Below are 20,331 nucleotides of genomic sequence, written 5' to 3'. Positions count from 1 at the left end.
AAGGTTGCACGGCCGCCCCGGATTCGTGAGCCGCGCACCGGGACGGATCCAGGCTCTTGTTGCGCGACACGTTCCTCCCACTTTCCATTCAATCGCCGGGAAACACGCCAGACACCATGGTTCGACCCTCCATCACCCATCTGCGCCGCACTGCGAGACCAAGGCTGGTCGCGTGGCTGGCGATCGCTCTGGCGCTGGGCGGCTGCGCGACGTATCAGGCAGAGCCGCTCGGGAAGGTGCAGGGGGTCAAGAGCGTGGGCGAGCTGGCGGCGCCGCTTGCCGACACGCCGTGGCTGCCCGCCCATCGCTTCGATCCGGGCGACGGGCTGGACGTCACCGAGCTTGCCACGCTGGCGGTGGCCAACAGTCCCGAGCTCAGGCTCAAACGCGATGCACTGGGCGTGTCGCGCGCGCAGGCCTTTGCCGCCGGCCTGCTGCCCGATCCGCAGCTGAGCCTCGGCGAGGATTTTCCGCGCAGCAGCGCGCCAAACCTCACCTCGGCCTTCAACCTGGGCATCAGTACGGATCTCGGCGCCCTGCTCACCCGCTCCACCCGCGTGGCGGCCGCGCAGGCGCAGTCGCGACAGGTCAATCTCGATCTGCTTTGGGCCGAATGGCAGACCGTGGCGAAGGCGCGACTGCTGTTTGACCAGGTGCTCACGCTGCGCTCCACGCAACAGCGCCTGACGCAGGAACTCGCTGCCCTGGCGCCGATCACGCGCCAAGTGCAGATGGCGCTGCATGCGGGCAATCTTACTTACGATGCCGCAAGCAGCGGGCTGAATGCACTGGCGGACGTGCGCCAGCGGCTTGCCGACAATGCCGTCGCGCTGCACCAGGCCGAGGCGGACCTGCACGGCCTGCTGGGGTTGGCGCCGGACGTGCCACTGAAGTTGAGCGGGGAACCTTACCGCACCAATCCGTCGCCAGCGGCAGTGCAACAGGCGCTGGGCGACTTGCCGCGACGACGGCCCGACCTGCTCGCGCTGCAGGCGGGCTACGCTTCGCAGGAGGCTGCCCTGCGAGGCGCCATCCGCGCGCAATTCCCGGCCATCACGCTCGGGCTCAACACCGCGCGAGATACCAGCGCCATCTATACCCGAGGCTTCAGCATCGGACTGACGCTGCCGCTGTTCGACCGCAACCGCGGCAATATCGCCATCGCCAGAGCCACACGCCAGCAGCTGCGTGATGCCTACGACGCGCGCGTGCTCGCGACGCGCACCGATATCCATCGACTCACCATCGACCTGGCGACGCTGGATGCCGCCATGCACACGCAGGCCAACCACGTCGATGCGCTGGCACGCGCGCGGCGGGCAGCCGAGCACAGCTGGCAGCAGGGTTTGCTCGACTGGCCGACCTACCTGGCCATCCGCGCCAATGCGCTCGGTGCCGACCTCCGCGCCATCGATCTTCGCCAGCAGCAGGCCACGGCCGCGATCGCTCTCGATGCGCTGCTCGGCAACACCGGCCTGGCGCCGGCGGCTACTTCCGTCAAAGGCTCTACCCCATGAGGCCAACCTTCTTCCCCGGCATAACCCGCCCACTCCTGTTGCTTCTGCCGATGCTGGCCACACTGATCGGCTGCAGCGGCGGCGGTGGTGACGCGAGCGCGGCCGACAACAAGGGAGTTGTCGCCATCAGCACCGCGCCGGCGCAACAGCGGGTATTCCATGACACCGTACAGGCGTGGGGAAGCGCGACCAGCGACCCGCGCCGGGCACGCACGCTCAGCCTCGGCCACGGCGGCCGACTGGAGGCACTGAAGGCAAGCGTCGGCGAACGGGTCCTGCGCGGCCAGCCATTGCTGGTGATCGCGCCCGATCCGGCCAGCCGCAGCGCCTACCAGCAAGCGGTGGCTGCGCGCGATGCGGCGCAATCGGAGCTGGACCGCACGCAGCAACTGGCAGGCCAGCGGCTGGCGACGCAATCCCAACTGGCCGCCGCACGAAAAGCCCTGGCCGATGCGCGGGCAACGCTGGAGGCGCAGCGTGCGCTCGGCGGCGGCAGCGCGCAGGAAACCCTCGCTGCGCCGACCGACGGCGTGGTGACCGCGATCAACGTGGCGCAGGGTGACCGCTTTCCCGCCAACGCCGCCCTGCTCACCTTCACCCCGCGCCAGGCGCTGGTTGCCCAGCTCGGCGTGCAACCGCCGGATGGCGCCAGATTGCACCCCGGCATGACGGTGCAACTTCACGCCGTCTACGGCGCCGCCAAGCCCCTGACCGGCACGCTTGCCGTGATCGGCGCGGCCATCGATCCACAGACTCGCCTGCTGCCGGCGCAGGTCACCCTGCCTGCCGAGGCCAGTGCCACTCTGGTTGTCGGCGCGCCGCTGCAGGCCAGTATCCAGACCAGCGATTTCACCGCCTGGGCGGTGCCGCGTGACGCGGTGCTGCACGACGACAAGGGTGACTACCTGTTCCAGGTCGAACATGGCCGGGCCAAACGCGTGGATGTGACGCTGCGCAGCAGCCAAGGTGACCCGGTCGGCGTCAGCGGTCCGCTCGATGCCCGGGCCAGGGTCATCGTGAACGGGGTCTACGAACTCGAGGACGGCGACGCGGTGCAGGAGTCCAAACCGTGAACTTGTCGGCATGGATGCAGCGGCATCGACGCTCGCTGCTGTTCCTGGCCCTGATGCTGGCCCTGGGCGGTGTGACCAGCGCGTTTTACATGCCGGTGGCGCTGTTCCCCAACGTGGCTTTCCCCCGGGTGCAGATGGATCTGGAAGCCGGCGACAGGCCGGCCGACCAGATGGCGATCCAGGTCACCACCCCGGTCGAGGTGGCGGTGCGGCGGGTGCGTGGCGTGCGCAGCGTGAAGTCCACCACCAGTCGCGGCAGTGCGCAGATCGAGGTCAGCTTCGATTGGGGCTTCGACATGAACGCGGCACTGCAGGAGATCAACGGCGCCGCAGGACAGGTGCTGGCGCAGCTACCCGCGGGCACCCAGTTGACGACCCGGCGCATGGACCCCACCACCTTTCCGGAGCTGGGCTACAGCCTGCGCTCCCATTCCATCTCGCCCAGCGCCCTGCACGACCTGGCGAAGTACCAGTTGCGACCACTGCTGAGCAGCATCACCGGCGTGGCGCACGTCGACGTGCAGGGTGGCGAAGTGGCCGAATTTCATGCCGATGTGGATCCGGGCAAGCTGCTTGCGCTGAACCTCAGTCTGGCCGACGTCACCAGGGCGGTTGGCAACGCTGCCACGATCCAGGCGATGGGGCGGATTTCCGACCATTACAAGTTGTATCTGATGCTGGCCGACAACCAGCCGACGACGGTGGAAGCGCTGGGCAATATCGTGGTACGCGCGGGGCAAGGGGGCAGTGTCCGCCTGAAAGACGTGGCCCGCATCCGGCTCGGCCATGTGCCGCAGTGGATCAAGGTGAACGCCGACGGTCAGAACGCGGTGCTGCTGCAGGTGTACCAGCAACCCGGCGGCAACAGCGTGCAGATCGCCCGCGACGTGAAACAGAAGCTGGCCGACTACGCGCCGTCCATGCCCAAGGGCGTGCACATCGCCAACTGGTACGACCAGACCCAGCTGGTGACCGCTGCCGCCGGCAGCGTGCGCGACGCGATCCTGATCGGCATCGTGCTTGCCGGCCTGGTGCTGTTCTTGTTTCTGCGCAACACGCGGGTGATCCTGATTGCGCTGATCGTGGTGCCCGCGGTGCTGGCCATCACCGTGCTGCTGCTGTCGGTGTTGGGCATGAGCTTCAACATGATGACGCTGGGCGGCATGGCTGCGGCCGTGGGGCTGATCATCGACGACATCATCGTGATGCTGGAACACATCATGCGCCGCGTCGGCAAGGGGGCTGGCGAGGTGCATGAACGGATCGCCGGCGCGGCCTGGGAGTTCACCCGCCCGCTGACCGGATCGAGCGCGGCCACCATCATCATCTTCGTGCCGCTGGCATTCCTGTCCGGCGTGACCGGCGCGTTCTTCAAGGCCTTGTCGCTGACGATGGCCAGCGCGCTGATCATTTCCTACCTGCTGACCTGGGTGGCAGTACCGCTGCTGGCCGAGCGCTTCCTCGACCAGAAGCATCTGGCCGAACCGCCGCGTGGCCGCTTCACCCGCGGCATGATGCAGGGTTACCAGAACACGCTCGCGCGCGGCTTGAAGCGCCCCTGGCTGGTGCTGGTGCTGATCGTGCCGCTGCTGGCTCTTGGCGGTGTGGCGTATACCCAGGTCGGCTCCGGTTTCATGCCACGCATGGACGAAGGCGGCTTCATCCTCGATTACCTCTCGCCACCAGGCACCTCGCTGCAGGAGACCGATCGCCTGCTGCGCCAGGTCGAGGCGATCATCCGCGCCAACCCCAACGTGGATACCTATTCACGGCGTACCGGCCTGCAACTGGGCGGAGGCTTGACCGAAGCCAACACCGGCGATTTCTTCGTGCGCCTGAAGAACGGCTCGCGACCATCCACCGAACAAGTGATGGAGCAGGTGCGCGGCAAGGTCGAAAAACAGGTACCAGGTCTCGACATCGAGCTGTCGCAGTTGATGGAGGACCTCATCGGCGACCTGGTCGCCGTGCCGCAGCCGATCGACGTGCAGTTGTCCGGCGCCGATGGCCCCACGCTGGAGGCCACCGCCAGGAAAGTCGCTGCCGCCGTGGGCAGGATCCAAGGCGTGGTGGGCGTGCGTGACGGCATCAACCCCGCCGGCGACGCGCTGACCATCAAGGTCGATCCGACCAGGGCCGCACTCGAGGGACTTGATCCGGTGAGCGTGACCGACCAGGTCGCCGCCGCCGTCAACGGCACCGTGGCTGCCAGCATGCCGGAAGGCAGCAAGCTGGTTGGCGTGCGGGTGCGCTTGCCGGAGAGTTCCTATCGGCACATCGGCCAGATCGGCCATCTGCTGATACGCGCGCCGGACGGCCATCTGCTGCCGCTGTCGCGGGTGGCCACCATCAGCGAGGTGCAGGGACAGCCGGAAATCACGCGGATCGACCTGAAACGTACGGTTTCGGTCACGGCTCGGATCAGTGGTCGCAGCCTCGGCTCGGCCATCGCCGACGTGAAGAAGGTCCTGAACACCGGCGGATTGCTGCCCAAGGGCGTCGTGTACCAGCTCGGCGGCACCTATCAGCAGCAGCAGCAGGCCTTTCGCGGTCTGCTGGTCGTGTTCGGCGCGGCGATCGCCCTGGTGTTCACCTTGCTGCTGTTCCTGTACGAAAGTTTCCGCGCCGCCGTGACCATCATGGCGATGCCGTTGCTCGCCATTCCCGCGGTGTTCGTGGGACTGTGGCTGACCGGCATCGAGTTGAACATTTCAGCGATGATGGGCATGACCATGATCGTGGGCATCGTTACCGAGCTGGCGATCTTCTACTTCTCCGAACTGCAGGACGCCGAAACAAAGCACGACCTGCACGATGCCCTGCACGAAGCCGGCGAGCACCGCACCCGGCCCATCCTGATGTCCACCCTGGCCGCGATCCTGACCTTGCTGCCATTGGCGCTGGCCATCGGTCAGGGCTCGCAGATGCAGCAACCGCTGGCGATCGCCATCATCTCCGGCATGCTGGTTCAGGTACCGCTGGTATTGCTGGTGATGCCGGTGCTTTATGCGCTGTTGTGCTGGCGAAAGACGCCCGCGCAGTGACCCGTCGCCTGCCTTCCGGACGCATCCGGGTTGGCAGCCAAAAAGGAAGCCCCGCCAACTGGCGGGGCTTCCGTGGATCTTTCTCGAAAACAGGCGTGTCTCAGAACGGAATCTCGTCATCCGCAAAGCCGCTGTCCGGCGCGGCCGCCGGGGACTGGCGCGACTCGTTGCCGTAGTTGTCGCCGCCACGTGACTGGCCGCCGTAATTGCCGCCCTGGCGCTGGCCGCCGCCCTGCGAACGCGATCCGCCACCACCACCTTCGTTGCTGCCCAGCATCTGCATCTCGTTGGCGATGATTTCGGTGAAGTACTTCTCCACGCCATCCTTGCCGGTGAACTTGTCGGTGCGGATGGAACCCTCGATGTAGACCTGACGGCCCTTCTTCAGGTACTCGTGGGCGATTTCACCCAGGCGGCCGAAGATCTTGATGCGATGCCACTCGGTGCGCTCCTGTTTTTCGCCGGACTGCTTGTCGGTCCACGATTCGCTGGTTGCCAGGGTGAAACTGCAAATGGCGGTGCCGCTGCCGGTGTGGCGAATTTCCGGATCTGCGCCAAGGTTGCCGATCAGGATGACTTTGTTGACTCCGCGTGCCATGGGATTTCCTCGTTGAGCCGGGCGCAAGTTGAGGAGTGGTTGCGCCCGGAGTGGTGGTTCGGGTTCGCTATCATAACCGCGCCCAGGGCGGCGTCCAGCGGGTCGATGACTTGTCCGTCTGTAGGCCGGCTGCCTTCTTCGTCCTTCGGGGATGTCAACGATCTATTCGGCGCAGGTGTCACCCTTTGCCGCAGACTTGACCGGCGACAGGTGGTCGACCGTGAGGCCTGCCCGGGCCCACGCATCCAGACCACCCAGCAGCGGGCGCACGCGCCGGTAACCGAGTGTCCCCAGCAACTGCGCCGCCTTCGCCGCGGAAACCTCGTTGGGGCAGCTGCAGTAGATCACCAGTTCCCGATCCAGCGGCACGCCGCGCACGGCTTCACCCACGGTGGACATGCCGGCCAGCAAGGCGCCGGGAATCTGTCGGGAGTCCAGTTGTCGGGCTGCCTCGGAGCGCACGTCCAGCACCAGCGGCCCGTGCTCACCGGCCATCGCGCGATGAAGTTCGTCGACACTGATGCGCGCCATGCCGAGTGCGCGCAGCAACCGCCGGCGCTGCCACCATTTGACCGCCACATACAAGGCGAGCAGGCCCAGCACCAGTTCCAGCGCCACGGTGCCGGCATTCGCCAGGGCGGCGAGCAGCACATCGATCTGGCCCGCGAAGGCGTAACCCAGGGCCACCGCGACACCGATCCACAGCAGCGAACCCATGCCATCCAGCCACAGAAAGGTCGCCAGCCGCAGACCCATGGCGCCAACCAGCGGCGGCGCCACCGTGGACAGGCCCGGGATGAACTTCGCCACCAGCAACATCTGCCCACGCCAGCGCTGGAAATGCAGTTCGGACTGTTTCACGCAGGAGTCCGGCGACAATGAAATGCGGCAGATCGTGCGCATCACGCCGCCACCGTAACGGCGGCCAGCCCAGTACCAGAGCAGGTCGCCAAGCAGGCATGCCAGCAACGCCAGCCCCACCACGCCAGCCAGCGGCAAGCTGCCATTGGCTGCGAGCGCACCGGCCACCATCAACGTCGGCACCGCCGGCACCGGTGCGCCGACCTGCTCGATCAACACGTTGAGGAAGACCAGCAAGAGGCCGTACTGGGCAATCAGCAGGATGATGTCATGCGCCATCGTGAAGCCCCGGGTGAGGTTCCTGCTTGATGGGGGCGTCCGGCAGGGCATTCAAACCCCACCTGCGTGCAGGGTCGACGCTCAGACCGCGACGGGAGCATCCGCAGCGACGACCCGGGAGCGCCCCCACAACAGCAGCGGCACCCACAACAGCGTCAACGCGGCCGCCGCGGCGAACACCGCGGTCAGGCCCACTCGCTGCAGCATCAGCCCCCCCAGCACACCCCCCACGCCGGCACCGAGGAACTGGCTCGTGGCATAGGCGCCCAGCGACGCACCCCGCAGGTGGGCCGGCGCCAGGCGCGACACCAGGCTCGGCAGGCTGGCCTCCAGCAGGTTGAAAGCGCTGAAGAACACCACGGCCGACAACCACAACAACACGTGCCCGCTCCCGGCCGTACTGAAGCCACTCAAGGCCAGCCCCAGGCCCAGCGCGCAGATCAGCACCAGCCGCATGCTGCCCGCCACCGAGGTGACCCGGCGCAGCACGCCGCCCATGATCACGGCCGACACCACCATCACGGGCAGGTAAAGCTCCCACTGGCTGCCCAACGGCATGCCGGTGTTCCGCTTCAGCATCAGCGGCATGGCAACGAACGCCGCGGTCAGCATGGTGTGCATCATGAACACCGACACGTTGAGCACCATCAGCTGCGGCTTCACCAGCATCTGCAGCATCGAACCCGGCCGCGCTGCGGCAGGCGCACGATGATCGGTGGGCCGCGGCACCAGCACCCAGAGCAGCACGATCGCGCCCAGCGCCAGCACCGCGGTCAGCGCGAACAAGCCGGGCAATCCGCTGATCCTGGCCAGCGGTGCGCTCAGGATGATGGCCAGCACGAAGGCCAGGCCGATGCTGACGCCGATGATGCCCATCACCTTGCTGCGGTTGTCGGCGTGCGAGTGATCGGCCGCCAGCGCCTGGCTGGCGCCCGACACAGCACCCATGCCTTGCAGCACGCGACCGATGATGATGCCGTGGATGCCATGCGCGCACGCCGCCACCACGCTGCCGATGATGAACACCAGCAGGCCCAGCGTGATCGTGACATGCCGCCCGATCCGGTCGGACAACAGGCCGACCGGGATCTGCAGCGCAGCCTGCGCGAAACCGTAAATGCCGATGGCCAGACCCACCAGCAGCGCCGTGGCACCGGGCAGATGCAGCGCATAGGCACTGAACACCGGCATGATCAGAAACAGGCCGAACATGCGCAGGCCGACCACGCTGGAGAGCGCAAAGGAAGTCTTCAGTTCACCCTTGCTGAGCTTGCTCACGGCGTCACACCACACTTTTCTGACTGCGGAAGCGTTCGATTATAGGCACGTTTGCCCGCCGCCCCGGTGCGACACAACGCCACGAACTCGGGCGAAGATGACGACAGCTGCCACGCACACACCTCCCGACCACCAGCGCAGCGCACTGCCGCAACCCTCTATAATCGGCGCTCACGTCTCCACGAAGCATGGCATGAGCTCGCCCGCCGAAACCCTCAACGGACCCTCGCACGACTTCGCCCAGGTACGCGACCTCGCCGCGGCCGACATGCAACGCGTCGACGCGTTGATCCGCCAGCGGCTGGCGTCGGATGTGGTGCTGATCAACCAGATCGCGGACCACATCATCGCCTCCGGCGGCAAGCGGCTGCGTCCGATGCTGCACGTGCTGGCCGCCGGCGCCGCCGGCTACCGCGGCGAACACCACGTGAAACTCGCTGCGATCATCGAGTTCATCCACACCTCCACCTTGCTGCACGACGATGTGGTCGACGAATCCGACCTGCGCCGCGGCAGCAAGACCGCCAACGCGCTGTGGGGCAATGCCGCCAGTGTGCTGGTTGGCGATTTCCTGTATTCACGCTCGTTCCAGCTGATGGTGGAGCTGGACGACATGCGCATCATGCGCATCCTCGCCGACACCACCAACACCATCGCCGAGGGCGAGGTACTGCAACTGCTCAACATCGGCAATGCCGACGTCGACGAGGCCGCCTATCTGGCCGTGATCGAGCGCAAGACCGCCGTGCTATTTGCCGCCGCCACCGAACTGGGCGGCCTGCTCGGCGGCCTGCCGCAGCAACAGGTTGCCGACCTGCGTCGCTACGGCATGGAACTGGGCTACGCCTTCCAGATCGCCGACGACCTGCTCGACTACACCGGCGATGCCGGTACGCTGGGCAAGAACATCGGTGACGACCTGGCCGAAGGCAAGCCGACCCTGCCGCTGATCTACGCCCTGCAGCAGGCCAGCCCCGAGCAGGCGCAATCGCTGCGGCACGCGATCGAGCACGGCGGCCTGGATTCGCTGGACCGCATCATCGCCTCGATCCGCGACTCCGGCGCGCTCGAGCGCACCCGCGAGCGCGCGTTGGCGCATGCGTGTGCCGCGCGGGAAGCGCTGGCCTCGCTGCCTGCCTCCAGCTATCGCGATGCGCTGGTCACGCTGGCTGATTACGCGGTGCAACGCGCGTTCTGAAGCGTGCCTGCGGCTGCGCGATCGAGGGCCATCCTGCATCGAGGCGGAAGCGACGGCGGGCAGAGCCCGCCCTACGGTCGGAATGCTGTCGGGCGGGCTGTTGGTCACGCGCGACGAACTGGCACCCGTCGCGCCGATCGGCCAGACTTCACCGCATGTCTCATGTCCGCCTCCACGCCTGGCTGTTCGGGCTCGCCGCAGCCCTGCTTCCACTCACCCCGGCGCATGCCGCCATGTGGCGCTATGACACGCTCCACAGCCAGATCATCTTCAGCATCAGCCACAACGGCTACTCGCGCCCGTTCGGCCGGCTGCACATCGCCAGGGGCTGGCTGCGCTTCGATCCGGACGACTGGAGCGACGCCGCCACCGAACTGGACATCGACCTGGAAAGCCTGGACATGGGCGACGACGACTGGAACAAGGCGGTCTGCAAGAAGGCCCTGCTCGACTGCCGCACACACCGCCATGCTCATTTCGTGAGCACCCGGGTCGAGCGTACCGACGCGCGACATGGCGTGCTGCACGGACAACTGACTTTGCGCGGCATCACCCTGCCCGTGCGCATCCCCTTCACCTTCAACCGCGCCGCGGCAACCGTCTACGGCATGCACACGGTGGCCGGCTTTTCCGCCACCGCCATGCTGAACCGCAACGACTTCGGCATGCATGCCTACGCCGGTTCGATCGGCGAACATGTCAGTGTATGGCTCGAACTCGAAGCGATCCGCGAGCATCCCTCGTCCAAGGAGCAACCATGAATCTGCGCAGCAACGAACAGCAATGGGGCGCGGTCAGCAAGTTTTTCCACTGGATCATCGCCCTGGCCATTCTCTGCAATGGCACTTTCGGCCTGCTGATGGATCTGGCCAGCTCGCCGATGCAGAAGATCAACTGGCTGGCCCTGCACAAGTCGATCGGGCTCACCGTGCTGGCGCTGGTGCTGCTGCGGATCCTGTGGCGCTGGGGCGACCGCCGGCCCGCCGAACAGCCCGGGCCGCGCTGGCAGATGCTGGCGGCGCGCGCCGTGCATGGCGTGCTGTATGTGGTAATCCTGGCGATACCGCTGACCGGGTGGTGGTTCAATTCGGTCAGCGGCAAGCCACTGCAATGGTTCAAGTTGTTCAACCTGCCGCCGCTGGCGGCGAAGGACGACACGATTCGCCATTTCGCGCATGGCGTGCACGAATACCTGTTCTGGTTCCTGATCCTGGTGCTGGTGGCGCACGTGGGCGCCGCACTGAAACACCACGTGTTCGACAACGACAACGTGCTGCGCCGGATGCTGCCGTTCGGCCGCCTGCGCAAGCCTTCCGACGGAGACCGCCCATGAAGTGCCTCGCCATCCTGCTGTTGATCTTCGCCCTGCCCGGCATCGCCGCCGCCGCCGACTACACGGTGCAGCCGGCATCCAGCCAGCTCGGTTTCAGCGCCGTCTTCCAGGGCGAGGCGTTCGAGGGTCATTTCGACCAGTGGAGCGCCGACATCCGTTTTGATGCCGCAGATCTGGCCGCCTCGAAGTTCGACGTCAAGGTGACCCTGGCCAGCGTGAAGACCGGCGACAGCGACCGGGATTCTGCCCTGCCGGGCGAGGCGTTCTTCGACGTGGCGCAGTTTCCCCAAGCGCACTTCGTCACTACCGGCTTTCACCGCGACGGCGAACAGGTGATCGCCGACGGCAAGCTCACCTTGCGTGGCGTGACCAAACCCGTGCACCTGCACATCACCTTCAAGCCGCAGGCCGGCGGCGCCACGCTGGACGTGAGCGGAACCGTGAATCGGCTGGACTTCGGGGTGGGCTCGGGCGAATACGCCGATACCTCGGTGATCGGTGCCGAAGTGAAGATCAAGGCGCACCTGCAACTGGTGGCGAAGTAAGCTCCCCGCGATGAGCCGCGACACACTATGGCGACGCCTGCGCGGCTGGATCCGGCCGGATCGCGAACAACCCGGGACCGCATCCGCGCCCCGCAATGACGCGGGCTCGACCCGTGTCGCCGACAGTCTGCGCAGCCTGCTCGACGACCCGACCATACCGCCGTCGGTGCGCAGCGAACTCGGCGCGGATTTCAGCCGGATTGAAAGCATGCTGGCCCGCCTGGAGCGCGGCGAGCTGCACGTGGCGGTGTTCGGTCGCGTGTCGACCGGCAAGTCGGCGCTGGGCAACGCGCTGCTCGGCCGCGAGGCGTTCCAGGTCGGTGTCCTGCACGGCACCACGGTCAGTGCTGACGCGGCCGCGCTGGACGAGGCACGGCAGGATGGCCTGGTACTGATCGACACGCCCGGCATCAACGAACTGGACGGAGAAGCCCGGGAAAAACTGGCCTTCGAGGTGGCCGAGGTCAGCGATCTGGTGGTGTTCGTCTGCGACGGCGACCTCACTCGCGAGGAGCTCGATGCGCTGCAAACTCTCGCCGCCACCCAGCGTCCACTGCTGCTGGTACTCAACAAGGCCGACCGCTACAGCGCCGACGAACTGGCCGACCTGCTCGCGCATCTGCGTCTACGCGTGGCCGAGATGGTGCGCGAAGACAACGTGCTCGCGGTGGCCGCCCATCCTGCGCCGCGACGCGTGGTCGAAGTCGATGCGCGCGGCCACGAACACGAACACCAGCAGATTGCCGCGCCGGACGTCGCCACATTGCGCGAACGCCTGCTGGCGATTGCGGCGCGTGAAGGCAAGAGCCTGTCGGCAATCAACGCCGGTCTTTACGCCGGCCGGCTTACCGACCAGGTCAGCGCACGCATCGCCGAAACCCGGAAAGCCGTGGCGGCGAAACTGATCCACAACTACTGCATCGCCAAGGGCGTGGCAGTCGCCCTGAATCCGATACCGGTGGCCGATCTGCTCGCCGCCGCCGGACTCGATGCCGCGATGGTGGTGCAACTGTCACGCGTCTACGGCCTGCCGCTGACGCGCAGTGAATCCGGTCGCCTCGTCGCGGTGATCTCGGCCCAGCTGGCAGCGTTGATGGGCGCGATCTGGGGTATCCAGCTGGTCGCTTCGGCGCTGAAAGGCCTCAGCGCCGGCCTGTCCGTGGTGGTCACCGCCGCCGCACAGGGCGCGCTGGGTTGGTACGCCACCGTGCTGATCGGTCGCGCCGCCGAACGCTACCTGGTTGCCGGAAAATCCTGGGGCGAGGCTGGCGCCAAGCGCGCCGTCGCCGACGTCGTCGCCAGCCTCGACCGCGACTCCATCCTGCGCGAGGCGCGCGAGGAAATCCTGAAGCGCCTGAAGTCCCGCCCCCGCTGACCACGCGCAGGGCGGGCTCCGCCCGCCAATCCGGCGTTGCGGGACAAGAGCGGCGGGCAGAGCCCGCTCTACGCGAAGCCGAGGAATGCGCGTACGGCGGCGGCGTCGAAGGGCCAATCCAGTTCGCGACCATCGCGGTCGTCGCGCAGCACGGGCAAGCGCGTGCCGTAAAGTCGCTCCAGCTCGTCGGAGTCGTCCACCCAGGCGCTGTCGAAATCCGGTACACGAGCTTCGGCCATCACGGCGAGCGCCTTGTCGCACAAGTGGCAGTAATCGCGTTGGTACAGGATCAGGTCAGACATGCGGCTGCGAATGGGTGAGGGCGCCGCGTAGAATAACCGGTCATTCCCCTGCGCAGTTGCAACCATGGCCGTCAGCGTATTCGACCTGTTCAAGATCGGCATCGGGCCGTCCTCCTCGCACACGGTGGGACCGATGCGCGCTGCCGCCCGCTTCGCCGAGCGCTGGCTCGACGAGAAAGGCGTGCTCGACCAGGTAGCGCGGGTGCAAGCGGAGTTGTACGGCTCGCTGGCGCTGACCGGTCGCGGCCACGGCACCGACAAGGCGGTGCTGCTCGGCTTCGAGGGCGAGCATCCCGACACGGTCGATCCGGACAACATTCCGCAGACGCTCGAGCGCATTCGCGGCAACAAGCGACTGCGCCTGCTCGACCGCCACGAGATCGCGTTCGACGAAAAGCGCGACCTGATCTTCAACAAGCGCCAGAAGCTGCCGTTCCACCCCAACGGCATGCGCTTCAGCGCCTACGACGCGGACGGCAACGAGCTGGCCAGTCGCGACTACTATTCGGTTGGCGGCGGCTTCGTGGTGAACAACGACGAAGCGGCCGAAGACCGCATCGTCGCCGACACCACCGCCCAGCCCTATCCGTTTTCCAGCGGCGACGAACTGCTCGACCTGTGCCTCAAGCACGACATCACCATTGCGCAACTGATGCTGGCCAACGAGAGCGTGTGGCGCAGCGAAGCGGAAACCCGCGCCGGCCTGCTGACCATCTGGAAGGCCATGCAGGACTGCGTCGCCCGCGGCCTGCGTTCACCCGGCACCCTGCCCGGCGGCTTGCACGTGAACCGCCGCGCCCCGGCGATGCTGGAGGACTTGCGCAACCAGCCCGAAGCCGCGCTGCGCGATCCGCTGACCATTCTCGACTGGGTCAACCTCTACGCCCTGGCGGTCAACGAGGAGAACGCCGCCGGCGGTCGTGTGGTCACCGCGCCGACCAACGGCGCCGCCGGCATCGTGCCCGCCGTCGGCCACTACTACCTGCGCTTCTGCCCCAAGGCGGATGAAGACGGCATCATCGACTACCTGCTCACCGCTGGCGCGATCGGCATTCTGTACAAGGAAAACGCGTCGATCTCCGGCGCCGAGGTCGGCTGCCAGGGCGAAGTCGGCGTGGCCTGCTCGATGGCCGCCGGCGGCCTTGTCGCCGCGCTCGGCGGCAACGTGATGCAGGTCGAAAACGCCGCCGAGATCGGCATGGAACACAACCTCGGCCTCACCTGCGACCCGATCGGCGGGCTGGTGCAGATCCCGTGCATCGAGCGCAACGCGATGGGCTCGGTCAAGGCCATCAACGCCAGTCGCATGGCGCTCAAGAGCGACGGCAAGCATCGCGTGTCGCTGGACAAGGTGATCAAGACCATGCGCGACACCGGACGCGACATGAAGGACAAGTACAAGGAAACCAGTCGCGGCGGGTTGGCGGTCAACGTCATCGAGTGTTGAAGTGAGGTCGTGACGCTGCGGTGCGCACGCATGGATGTAGTGCCGCTTTCCCTCGCCTTCCAGCGCCGCAGCTCCACCAGTTCATCCCCGGGCAAACGCGCCCTGCCGGAAGCACTTCAAAAAACAATCCCCGTTGCCGGGGATTGTCTGAAGGTCACAGGGAACGGCTATCGCCTTGCCCATGACGACGACGAATTGCCAGCAAGCCGCCAACCAATGACAAACCCAAGCCGAACAAACCCAGGGCCGCGGGCTCCGGGACGCGCGTCGGGGCATCTCCGAACGTGATGTAGTGGCTAAGACCAGCCGCTCGGCCAGTCTTGGTGAACCACACGTCCGGCGTGCCACCCAGGTTTCTTAGCAAGGCGTAGGCCTGCCCGGTTGAGCCGCCACCAACCTTGACCAGCAAATATCCTGCATCCAGAGAAAACTGGAATGAATTGCTGTTGCTTGGCAGGAGGTTGCCCGTATTGGCCGACAAGGCGGTGCCAAGCATGCCGTTGACGAAAGTCGTCTCGCTTGCCGGACTCGCGTTGGAAGGACCTCCCAACATCTCGCCAACCGTCGAGCTCCACGCCAGCGGACTGGTGTCGCTGACAGCCTCGAGCACACCAGCGCAATCGCCGTTCGCGCCACCGCATCCGACCGTAAAGCGTTCCGTGGTATGCGTACTGGCGTCGTTGTAGAAGACGATGGGGGTAGCTTGCGCGGCCGGCGACAGAAAGCCTACGGCGAAGGCGGTGGCGAGGGTGGCGCCAGCGATCTTGAAAACAAAGCGAATCGACATCTTCTGTAATCCGGGATTCTGTAGCTGGGGTTATGCAGCCAGGCTGTCGGGGTATCAAAGAGAATCAAGCACAAATCGTGCCTTGCTCGCAACATGTTGTTTTCGCGAACAAACGTGCAAAAGACTTATCGGATAGCGCCGCAAAGTGTAAAGCATGCCGACACTTTGACCAGTTCTGCCGCCCGATCTCATCGGCAGCCGAAACCCGCACTTGCCGTGCGCTGATCATCTGAAGGCGGGAGATTTACGGTGCGCGGTTGCGGCTGCGAAAAGCTGCCAGCACCGGGCGGCTTTCACACAAGCAGGATCGCCTGGAGCCGGCCGGGAACTGCCCTCCGCGAACCCGGTTCATTGCCGGAAGCAGTCACTCGCAATTTTCCAGTGGCATAGCACGAGTCCCAAGGGCTGTCGGAAACCTTTACGTTATTGCGATTTCGGCAAAATGACACATGCAGGGTGGGTTTCAAGGCAAAAAAAGCATTCTTTGCAATTTCCCACGTCGGAAGACTTAACACATCTTGCACGCATCGGGCGGACTTTCCACCTTCAAACAATCAGGGAAAACAATGACTTATGAAAATGGCGCGCTCGATGCTTGCAAATCTGCCGACATCCATCCGTCAGAGGTCAGCAAATGCTGATCAACCTCGATTCAACAGATGCATGTTTAGCGCCCGCTGCAACGGCTGCCGCGGCTTTCTTCGCGGCGGCAGGCATCGTGATCCATCAGCTCACGGGCGAGACGACTTGTTCAACCTTCCAAATGGGGTAGGAAATTCATGATGAACACACTATTTTCGAGAGGCCACGTCCTAGCTTTTTCAGCTCTGTTCGCGCTGATTCCTTCGCTTGCCTCCGCGACAGTTGTCTCCAGCGTAGACCGTGCCACATTCCAAACTGCCGTCAACGGTGGCACCGTTATCCAGCAGAATTTCGATTCTCTTGCTGCGGGGACAATTCTTGGCGCGACTGCTGATGTCACGTACGGCGCTTCTCTTGGCTCACCAGTCGTCACGGCCAACTTTCTTACCACCACCTTCCCCAACGGGTTGGGCTCCACTTCAGCTGGCTACTTCCTGGCAGGCGAGACAGCCACGTTTTTTTTCAACAGTTCGACCACTGCGTTCGCCATTGATATAAATACGTACGCCACTTCTGCCGGAGCCTATACGGCATCTCTCGACACTGGCGACATAGTCAACAGTATTTATGAGACGTTCCCGAACACCAGCACCGGGGAGTTCATCGGATTCGTATCGGCCATCCCCTTCAGCAGCGTAACGATAGCTTCCAGAACAGGATTTTCGTACACCCTCGATACTCTTGTTTACGGTGACGCAGCGGCGGTGACTGGGCCGACGACTGTGCCGGAACCGGGGTCCCTGGCCATGTACGGCGTCGGCCTCCTTGCCCTGGTCGGACTCACGATCATCCGCCGCCGCCGCGCCTGAAGCCGGAGGCGGCGACATGAGTCTCCAGGTTCACTTCTTGATGCTTCGTTGGTGACCTGCGTCAGGCATCCGACCGAGGTATCGAGGCCGCCGCCCGCGTCAAACGGTCGTGGGCGCCGGAGTTTTCGCGGATGCAGACCGTCGTGGGCAGCAGTCAAGCGCCAAGCGCGCTGTCTTTTTCTCTTGGGTACATTTCTTTCGGACAAGCACCAAGAAAAAGTACCTCGGGCGCCGAAGACGCACGTAAGCCCTTGCTCTTGAGGTACGTGGCCCATCACGAAACCACACTCAAGCGGCCTCCGTAAGGCGACTTCCGGAACCAACAGCGCGAGAGCGCCCTTCGCTCCGGCCCTCTCCCCCATTGCGCCGGGGAGAGGGAGCAAAGCGGCCGCCATGACCACCGGGAGATGACATCTGCCGGCCGATTCTGCAAACATCCGCCCCTTCACGGCGCATTTCGTGCCGGCAAGGGAACCCTCGATGACCCAGGAACGCGCAATCCGCCGCGACGTCGGCCCGTTCGCCCTGATGCTGACCGGGCTGGGCTCGATCATCGGCTCGGGCTGGCTTTTCGGTGCCTGGCGCGCCGCGCAGATTGCCGGTCCCGGCGCGATCTGGGCGTGGGTGCTGGGCGCGGCGATCATCATGACGATCGCGCTCACCTATGCCGAGCTGGGCGCGATGTTCCCGGAATCGGGCGGCATGGTGCGTTACGGGCACTATTCGCATGGCTCGCTGGTGGGCTTCATCGCCGCCTGGGCGAACTGGATCGCGATTGTCTCGGTGATTTCGGTCGAAGCGGAAGCGTCGGCGCAGTACATGTCGTCGTGGAAGTGGCAGTGGGCGAAGGACCTGTATCACTCGGTCCCCGGCGGTCATGGCGAACTGAGCACCGCCGGCCTGCTGATCGCCGCCGCGTTGGTGGTGATGTACTTCCTGTTCAACTTCTGGAGCGTGAAGCTGTTCGCGCGCTCGAACACCGCGATCACGCTGTTCAAACTGGTCATTCCGGCCCTGACCGCCGTGCTGCTGATGATGAGCGGGTTCCATCCGGAAAACTTCAGCGTCGGCATCCACGGCGAACTGCACAAGACCGACTTTGCCTCGATCCTCACCGCCGTGGCGATCGCCGGCATCGTCTTCAGCTTCAACGGCTTCCAGAGTCCGGTGAACCTGGCCGGCGAGGCGCGCAATCCCGGCAAGAGCATTCCGTTCGCGATCGTTTGCGCGATTGCGCTGGCCACCGTGGTCTACGTGCTGCTGCAGGTGTCCTTCATCGGCGCGGTGCCACGCGAGATGCTGGCCAACGTGGGCTGGCACGGGATCGACTTCAGCTCGCCGTTCGCCGACCTCGCCATCATCCTCGGATTGCAGTGGCTGGCCACGCTGCTGTTCATCGACGCGGTGATCAGCCCCAGCGGCACCGGCATGACCTACACCGCCACCACGGCGCGCATGTTGTACGGCATGGAGCGCAACGGCACGCTGCCGAAGATCCTCGGCCGCGTGCATCCGAAGTGGGGCGTGCCGCGCCCGGCGATGTGGGTGAACCTGGGCGTGTCGTTCCTGTTCCTGTTCTTCTTCCGCGGCTGGGGTTCGCTGGCGGCGGTGATCTCGGTGGCCACGATCATCTCCTACCTCACCGGGCCGGTCAGCGTGATGACGCTGCGCCGCACCGCGCCGGAACTCGGCCGTCCGTTCCGGCTGGCTGGCCTGCCGATCGTGGCCGGGATCGCCTTCATCATGTCCACCGAGTTGCTTTATTGGGCCAGGTGGCCGCTGACCGGCCAGATCATCCTGCTGATGGTGGTCGCGTTGCCGGTGTATTTCTACTACCAGGCCAAGAGCGGGTGGCACGATTTCGGCCGCCAGTTGAAGGGTGCCTGGTGGTTGATCTGCTACCTGCCGACACTGGCGATCGTGTCATGGGCCGGCAGCACCACCTTCGGCGGCCGCGGCTACCTGACCTATGGCTGGGATCTGGCGCTGGTGGCGGTGATCGGCCTGGGGTTCTACCTGTGGGGCGTGCGGTCAGGTTGGCGTACACCGTCGGTGGAAGCCGCGCGGCTGGAAGCGCACGAACATCCCGGCACCGTGCTGGTACCGCCCGATGAGGAAACCGCGGAACGGATCACCGGTCACTGAGCCGCAGCGCACTCAGGCCAGCGCCAGCACATCCCCCAGCAATGCCTGCGCCGTCACTTCCGGGCCCGCGCCCGGCCCCTGGATCACCAGCGGCTGGGTGTTGTAGCGGGTGGTGCTGAGCGCGAACTGGTTGTCGGTGCCGTACAAACGGGCCGCCGGATGGGTGGCAGGCACCTCGACCAGACCTACGCGGGCATGGCCGCGCTGGTTAAGCCGCGCCAGGAATCGCAACACGTGGCCGTGGTTGGCCGCCTCGGCGTGGCGCGCCGCCAGGGGCGCGTCGAGTTCTTCCAGTCGCGTCAGGAAAGTCCCGCTGTCGATGTCGCGCAAGGACTCCGGCACCAGGCTCTCCACGATCACCTCTTCGCTGCTGATCGAGAAGCCGGCGTGGCGGGCGATGATCAGCAGCTTGCGCGCGACATCCTCGCCAGACAGGTCCGAGCGCGGGTCCGGCTCGGTGTAGCCAAGCTGGCGCGCCTCGCGCAACAGGGCCGAGAACGGGCGGCTGCCGTCGTACTGGTTGAACAGCCACGACAGCGAGCCGCTGAACACGCCTTCCAGGGTGAGTAGCGCGTCGCCGCAAAGACGCAGGCGGCGCAGCGTGGAAAGCACCGGCAGCCCCGCGCCGACCGTGGCCGAATCACCGTAATGCGCGCCATGCGCCAACGCCGATTGAAGTGCGCGCCAGCCGGACAGTTCGCCGCCGGCCAGCGCCTTGTTGGCGGTAACCACGTGATAGCCACGGGCCAGCCACTCGGCATGTCGCGCCGCGACCTCGGTACTGGCGCTGGCATCCACGATCACCCGGGTGCCGGCCCCGCTGGCATCCAGCGCGTCGAGCAGGCGTGCGTTGTCGCGCGTATCACCCCAGCCATTCAGCTGCTCGCGCAAGCCGCGACTGGCCAGGCGAACAGGATCGGTCTGCTGCCGGCGGGAATTTGCCGCGCCGACCAGGCGTATGCCGGCGGCTGCCGGCGTGTTGAGCAACTTCAGCAGTGCGCCGCCGACCACGCCGGTGCCGAGCAGCACGATGGCGATGTTTGCGGGAGCGCACCCTGTGCGCGAATGCTCTTTGGGGAGGTCGCGCACAGGGTGCGC

Annotated in this window: 17 protein-coding genes; 11 read left to right on the top strand and 6 right to left on the bottom strand. The window is 65.6% G+C overall.

What is annotated here, in order from left to right; all coding sequences use genetic code 11:
• Positions 1-116: 116 nt before the first annotated feature.
• Genes AC0L58_RS03425 through AC0L58_RS03415 form a run of 3 tightly spaced genes read left to right on the top strand, consistent with a single transcriptional unit; the run spans position 117 to position 5,634 of the window.
• Positions 117-1,517, top strand: coding sequence for a TolC family protein (locus AC0L58_RS03425; protein WP_473686706.1), 1,401 nt, complete (start codon positions 117-119; stop codon positions 1,515-1,517).
• A complete protein-coding gene (locus tag AC0L58_RS03420) occupies positions 1,514-2,590 on the top strand; it encodes an efflux RND transporter periplasmic adaptor subunit (protein WP_473686704.1) in 1,077 nt (358 codons plus the stop codon). Before AC0L58_RS03425 ends, AC0L58_RS03420 begins: the two co-directional genes overlap by 4 nt.
• The gene (locus AC0L58_RS03415; protein WP_473686702.1) at positions 2,587-5,634 is read left to right on the top strand and encodes an efflux RND transporter permease subunit; all 3,048 of its coding nucleotides are present in this window, start codon (positions 2,587-2,589) and stop codon (positions 5,632-5,634) included. The genes AC0L58_RS03420 and AC0L58_RS03415 overlap by 4 nt, the downstream gene beginning before the upstream one ends.
• Before the next feature lie 100 nt (positions 5,635-5,734).
• Here AC0L58_RS03415 and ssb read toward each other — a convergent pair whose 3' ends face one another.
• The 3 genes from ssb to AC0L58_RS03400 form a co-directional block, all read right to left on the bottom strand.
• Entirely contained in the window at positions 5,735-6,232 is a 498-nt protein-coding gene (gene ssb, locus AC0L58_RS03410; protein ID WP_473686700.1) for a single-stranded DNA-binding protein, read from the bottom strand.
• A gap of 162 nt (positions 6,233-6,394) precedes the next feature.
• Positions 6,395-7,372, bottom strand: coding sequence for a DedA family protein/thiosulfate sulfurtransferase GlpE (locus AC0L58_RS03405; protein WP_473686698.1), 978 nt, complete (start codon positions 7,370-7,372; stop codon positions 6,395-6,397).
• Positions 7,373-7,453: 81 nt separating this feature from the next.
• Positions 7,454-8,650 (bottom strand): MFS transporter, encoded by a 1,197-nt coding sequence (locus AC0L58_RS03400; RefSeq protein WP_473686696.1) that lies wholly within the window; start codon positions 8,648-8,650, stop codon positions 7,454-7,456.
• A gap of 193 nt (positions 8,651-8,843) precedes the next feature.
• Between AC0L58_RS03400 and AC0L58_RS03395 the strand changes: the two genes are divergently transcribed.
• The 5 genes from AC0L58_RS03395 to AC0L58_RS03375 all read left to right on the top strand — a co-directional run bounded on the left by AC0L58_RS03395 (position 8,844) and on the right by AC0L58_RS03375 (position 13,101).
• Complete coding sequence (locus AC0L58_RS03395; RefSeq protein WP_473686694.1) at positions 8,844-9,848, top strand: polyprenyl synthetase family protein; 1,005 nt, start codon at positions 8,844-8,846, stop codon at positions 9,846-9,848.
• 155 nt (positions 9,849-10,003) lie between these two features.
• Complete coding sequence (locus AC0L58_RS03390; RefSeq protein WP_473686692.1) at positions 10,004-10,609, top strand: YceI family protein; 606 nt, start codon at positions 10,004-10,006, stop codon at positions 10,607-10,609.
• Positions 10,606-11,181: a cytochrome b gene (locus AC0L58_RS03385; RefSeq protein ID WP_473686690.1), complete on the top strand. Its 576-nt coding sequence runs from the start codon at positions 10,606-10,608 to the stop codon at positions 11,179-11,181. The genes AC0L58_RS03390 and AC0L58_RS03385 overlap by 4 nt, the downstream gene beginning before the upstream one ends.
• Positions 11,178-11,726, top strand: a complete 549-nt coding sequence (locus tag AC0L58_RS03380; RefSeq protein WP_473686688.1) for a YceI family protein — start codon at positions 11,178-11,180, stop codon at positions 11,724-11,726. Before AC0L58_RS03385 ends, AC0L58_RS03380 begins: the two co-directional genes overlap by 4 nt.
• 10 nt (positions 11,727-11,736) lie before the next feature.
• The gene (locus AC0L58_RS03375) at positions 11,737-13,101 is read left to right on the top strand and encodes a DUF697 domain-containing protein (protein WP_473686686.1); all 1,365 of its coding nucleotides are present in this window, start codon (positions 11,737-11,739) and stop codon (positions 13,099-13,101) included.
• A 68-nt stretch (positions 13,102-13,169) separates the two neighbouring features.
• Here AC0L58_RS03375 and AC0L58_RS03370 read toward each other — a convergent pair whose 3' ends face one another.
• The gene (locus AC0L58_RS03370) at positions 13,170-13,403 is read right to left on the bottom strand and encodes a glutaredoxin family protein (RefSeq protein WP_473686684.1); all 234 of its coding nucleotides are present in this window, start codon (positions 13,401-13,403) and stop codon (positions 13,170-13,172) included.
• A 64-nt stretch (positions 13,404-13,467) separates the two neighbouring features.
• Here AC0L58_RS03370 and AC0L58_RS03365 point away from each other — a divergent pair, with 64 nt between their 5' ends.
• A complete protein-coding gene (locus tag AC0L58_RS03365) occupies positions 13,468-14,850 on the top strand; it encodes an L-serine ammonia-lyase (protein ID WP_473686682.1) in 1,383 nt (460 codons plus the stop codon).
• A gap of 154 nt (positions 14,851-15,004) precedes the next feature.
• On the opposite strand, the gene AC0L58_RS03360 is transcribed toward AC0L58_RS03365, so the two are convergent.
• Positions 15,005-15,637, bottom strand: coding sequence for a PEP-CTERM sorting domain-containing protein (locus AC0L58_RS03360; RefSeq protein ID WP_473686680.1), 633 nt, complete (start codon positions 15,635-15,637; stop codon positions 15,005-15,007).
• A 779-nt stretch (positions 15,638-16,416) separates the two neighbouring features.
• Between AC0L58_RS03360 and AC0L58_RS03355 the strand changes: the two genes are divergently transcribed.
• Both AC0L58_RS03355 and AC0L58_RS03350 read left to right on the top strand, forming a co-directional pair.
• Positions 16,417-17,088 (top strand): PEP-CTERM sorting domain-containing protein, encoded by a 672-nt coding sequence (locus AC0L58_RS03355; RefSeq protein ID WP_473686678.1) that lies wholly within the window; start codon positions 16,417-16,419, stop codon positions 17,086-17,088.
• Positions 17,089-17,568: 480 nt separating this feature from the next.
• Entirely contained in the window at positions 17,569-19,233 is a 1,665-nt protein-coding gene (locus tag AC0L58_RS03350) for an APC family permease (protein ID WP_473686676.1), read from the top strand.
• A gap of 12 nt (positions 19,234-19,245) precedes the next feature.
• Here AC0L58_RS03350 and AC0L58_RS03345 read toward each other — a convergent pair whose 3' ends face one another.
• Positions 19,246-20,322 carry a homoserine dehydrogenase family protein gene (locus AC0L58_RS03345; RefSeq protein ID WP_473686674.1) on the bottom strand — a complete coding sequence of 359 codons (1,077 nt, stop codon included), beginning with the start codon at positions 20,320-20,322 and terminating at the stop codon, positions 19,246-19,248.
• Positions 20,323-20,331 lie beyond the last annotated feature (9 nt).

Source organism: Rhodanobacter sp. G2-10 (assembly GCF_055809185.1).
Note: the sequence above shows the minus strand (reverse complement) of the source record. Positions and strands in the feature narration are given on the sequence as shown.

Coding starts and splice junctions, on each gene's coding strand:
- AC0L58_RS03425 (WP_473686706.1), top strand. CDS start 117: ATGGTTCGACCCTCCATCACCCATCTGCGCCGCACTGCGAGACCAAGG.
- AC0L58_RS03420 (WP_473686704.1), top strand. CDS start 1,514: ATGAGGCCAACCTTCTTCCCCGGCATAACCCGCCCACTCCTGTTGCTT.
- ssb (WP_473686700.1), bottom strand. CDS start 6,232: ATGGCACGCGGAGTCAACAAAGTCATCCTGATCGGCAACCTTGGCGCA.
- AC0L58_RS03405 (WP_473686698.1), bottom strand. CDS start 7,372: ATGGCGCATGACATCATCCTGCTGATTGCCCAGTACGGCCTCTTGCTG.
- AC0L58_RS03395 (WP_473686694.1), top strand. CDS start 8,844: ATGAGCTCGCCCGCCGAAACCCTCAACGGACCCTCGCACGACTTCGCC.
- AC0L58_RS03390 (WP_473686692.1), top strand. CDS start 10,004: ATGTCTCATGTCCGCCTCCACGCCTGGCTGTTCGGGCTCGCCGCAGCC.
- AC0L58_RS03385 (WP_473686690.1), top strand. CDS start 10,606: ATGAATCTGCGCAGCAACGAACAGCAATGGGGCGCGGTCAGCAAGTTT.
- AC0L58_RS03380 (WP_473686688.1), top strand. CDS start 11,178: ATGAAGTGCCTCGCCATCCTGCTGTTGATCTTCGCCCTGCCCGGCATC.
- AC0L58_RS03375 (WP_473686686.1), top strand. CDS start 11,737: ATGAGCCGCGACACACTATGGCGACGCCTGCGCGGCTGGATCCGGCCG.
- AC0L58_RS03370 (WP_473686684.1), bottom strand. CDS start 13,403: ATGTCTGACCTGATCCTGTACCAACGCGATTACTGCCACTTGTGCGAC.
- AC0L58_RS03365 (WP_473686682.1), top strand. CDS start 13,468: ATGGCCGTCAGCGTATTCGACCTGTTCAAGATCGGCATCGGGCCGTCC.
- AC0L58_RS03360 (WP_473686680.1), bottom strand. CDS start 15,637: ATGTCGATTCGCTTTGTTTTCAAGATCGCTGGCGCCACCCTCGCCACC.
- AC0L58_RS03355 (WP_473686678.1), top strand. CDS start 16,417: ATGATGAACACACTATTTTCGAGAGGCCACGTCCTAGCTTTTTCAGCT.
- AC0L58_RS03350 (WP_473686676.1), top strand. CDS start 17,569: ATGACCCAGGAACGCGCAATCCGCCGCGACGTCGGCCCGTTCGCCCTG.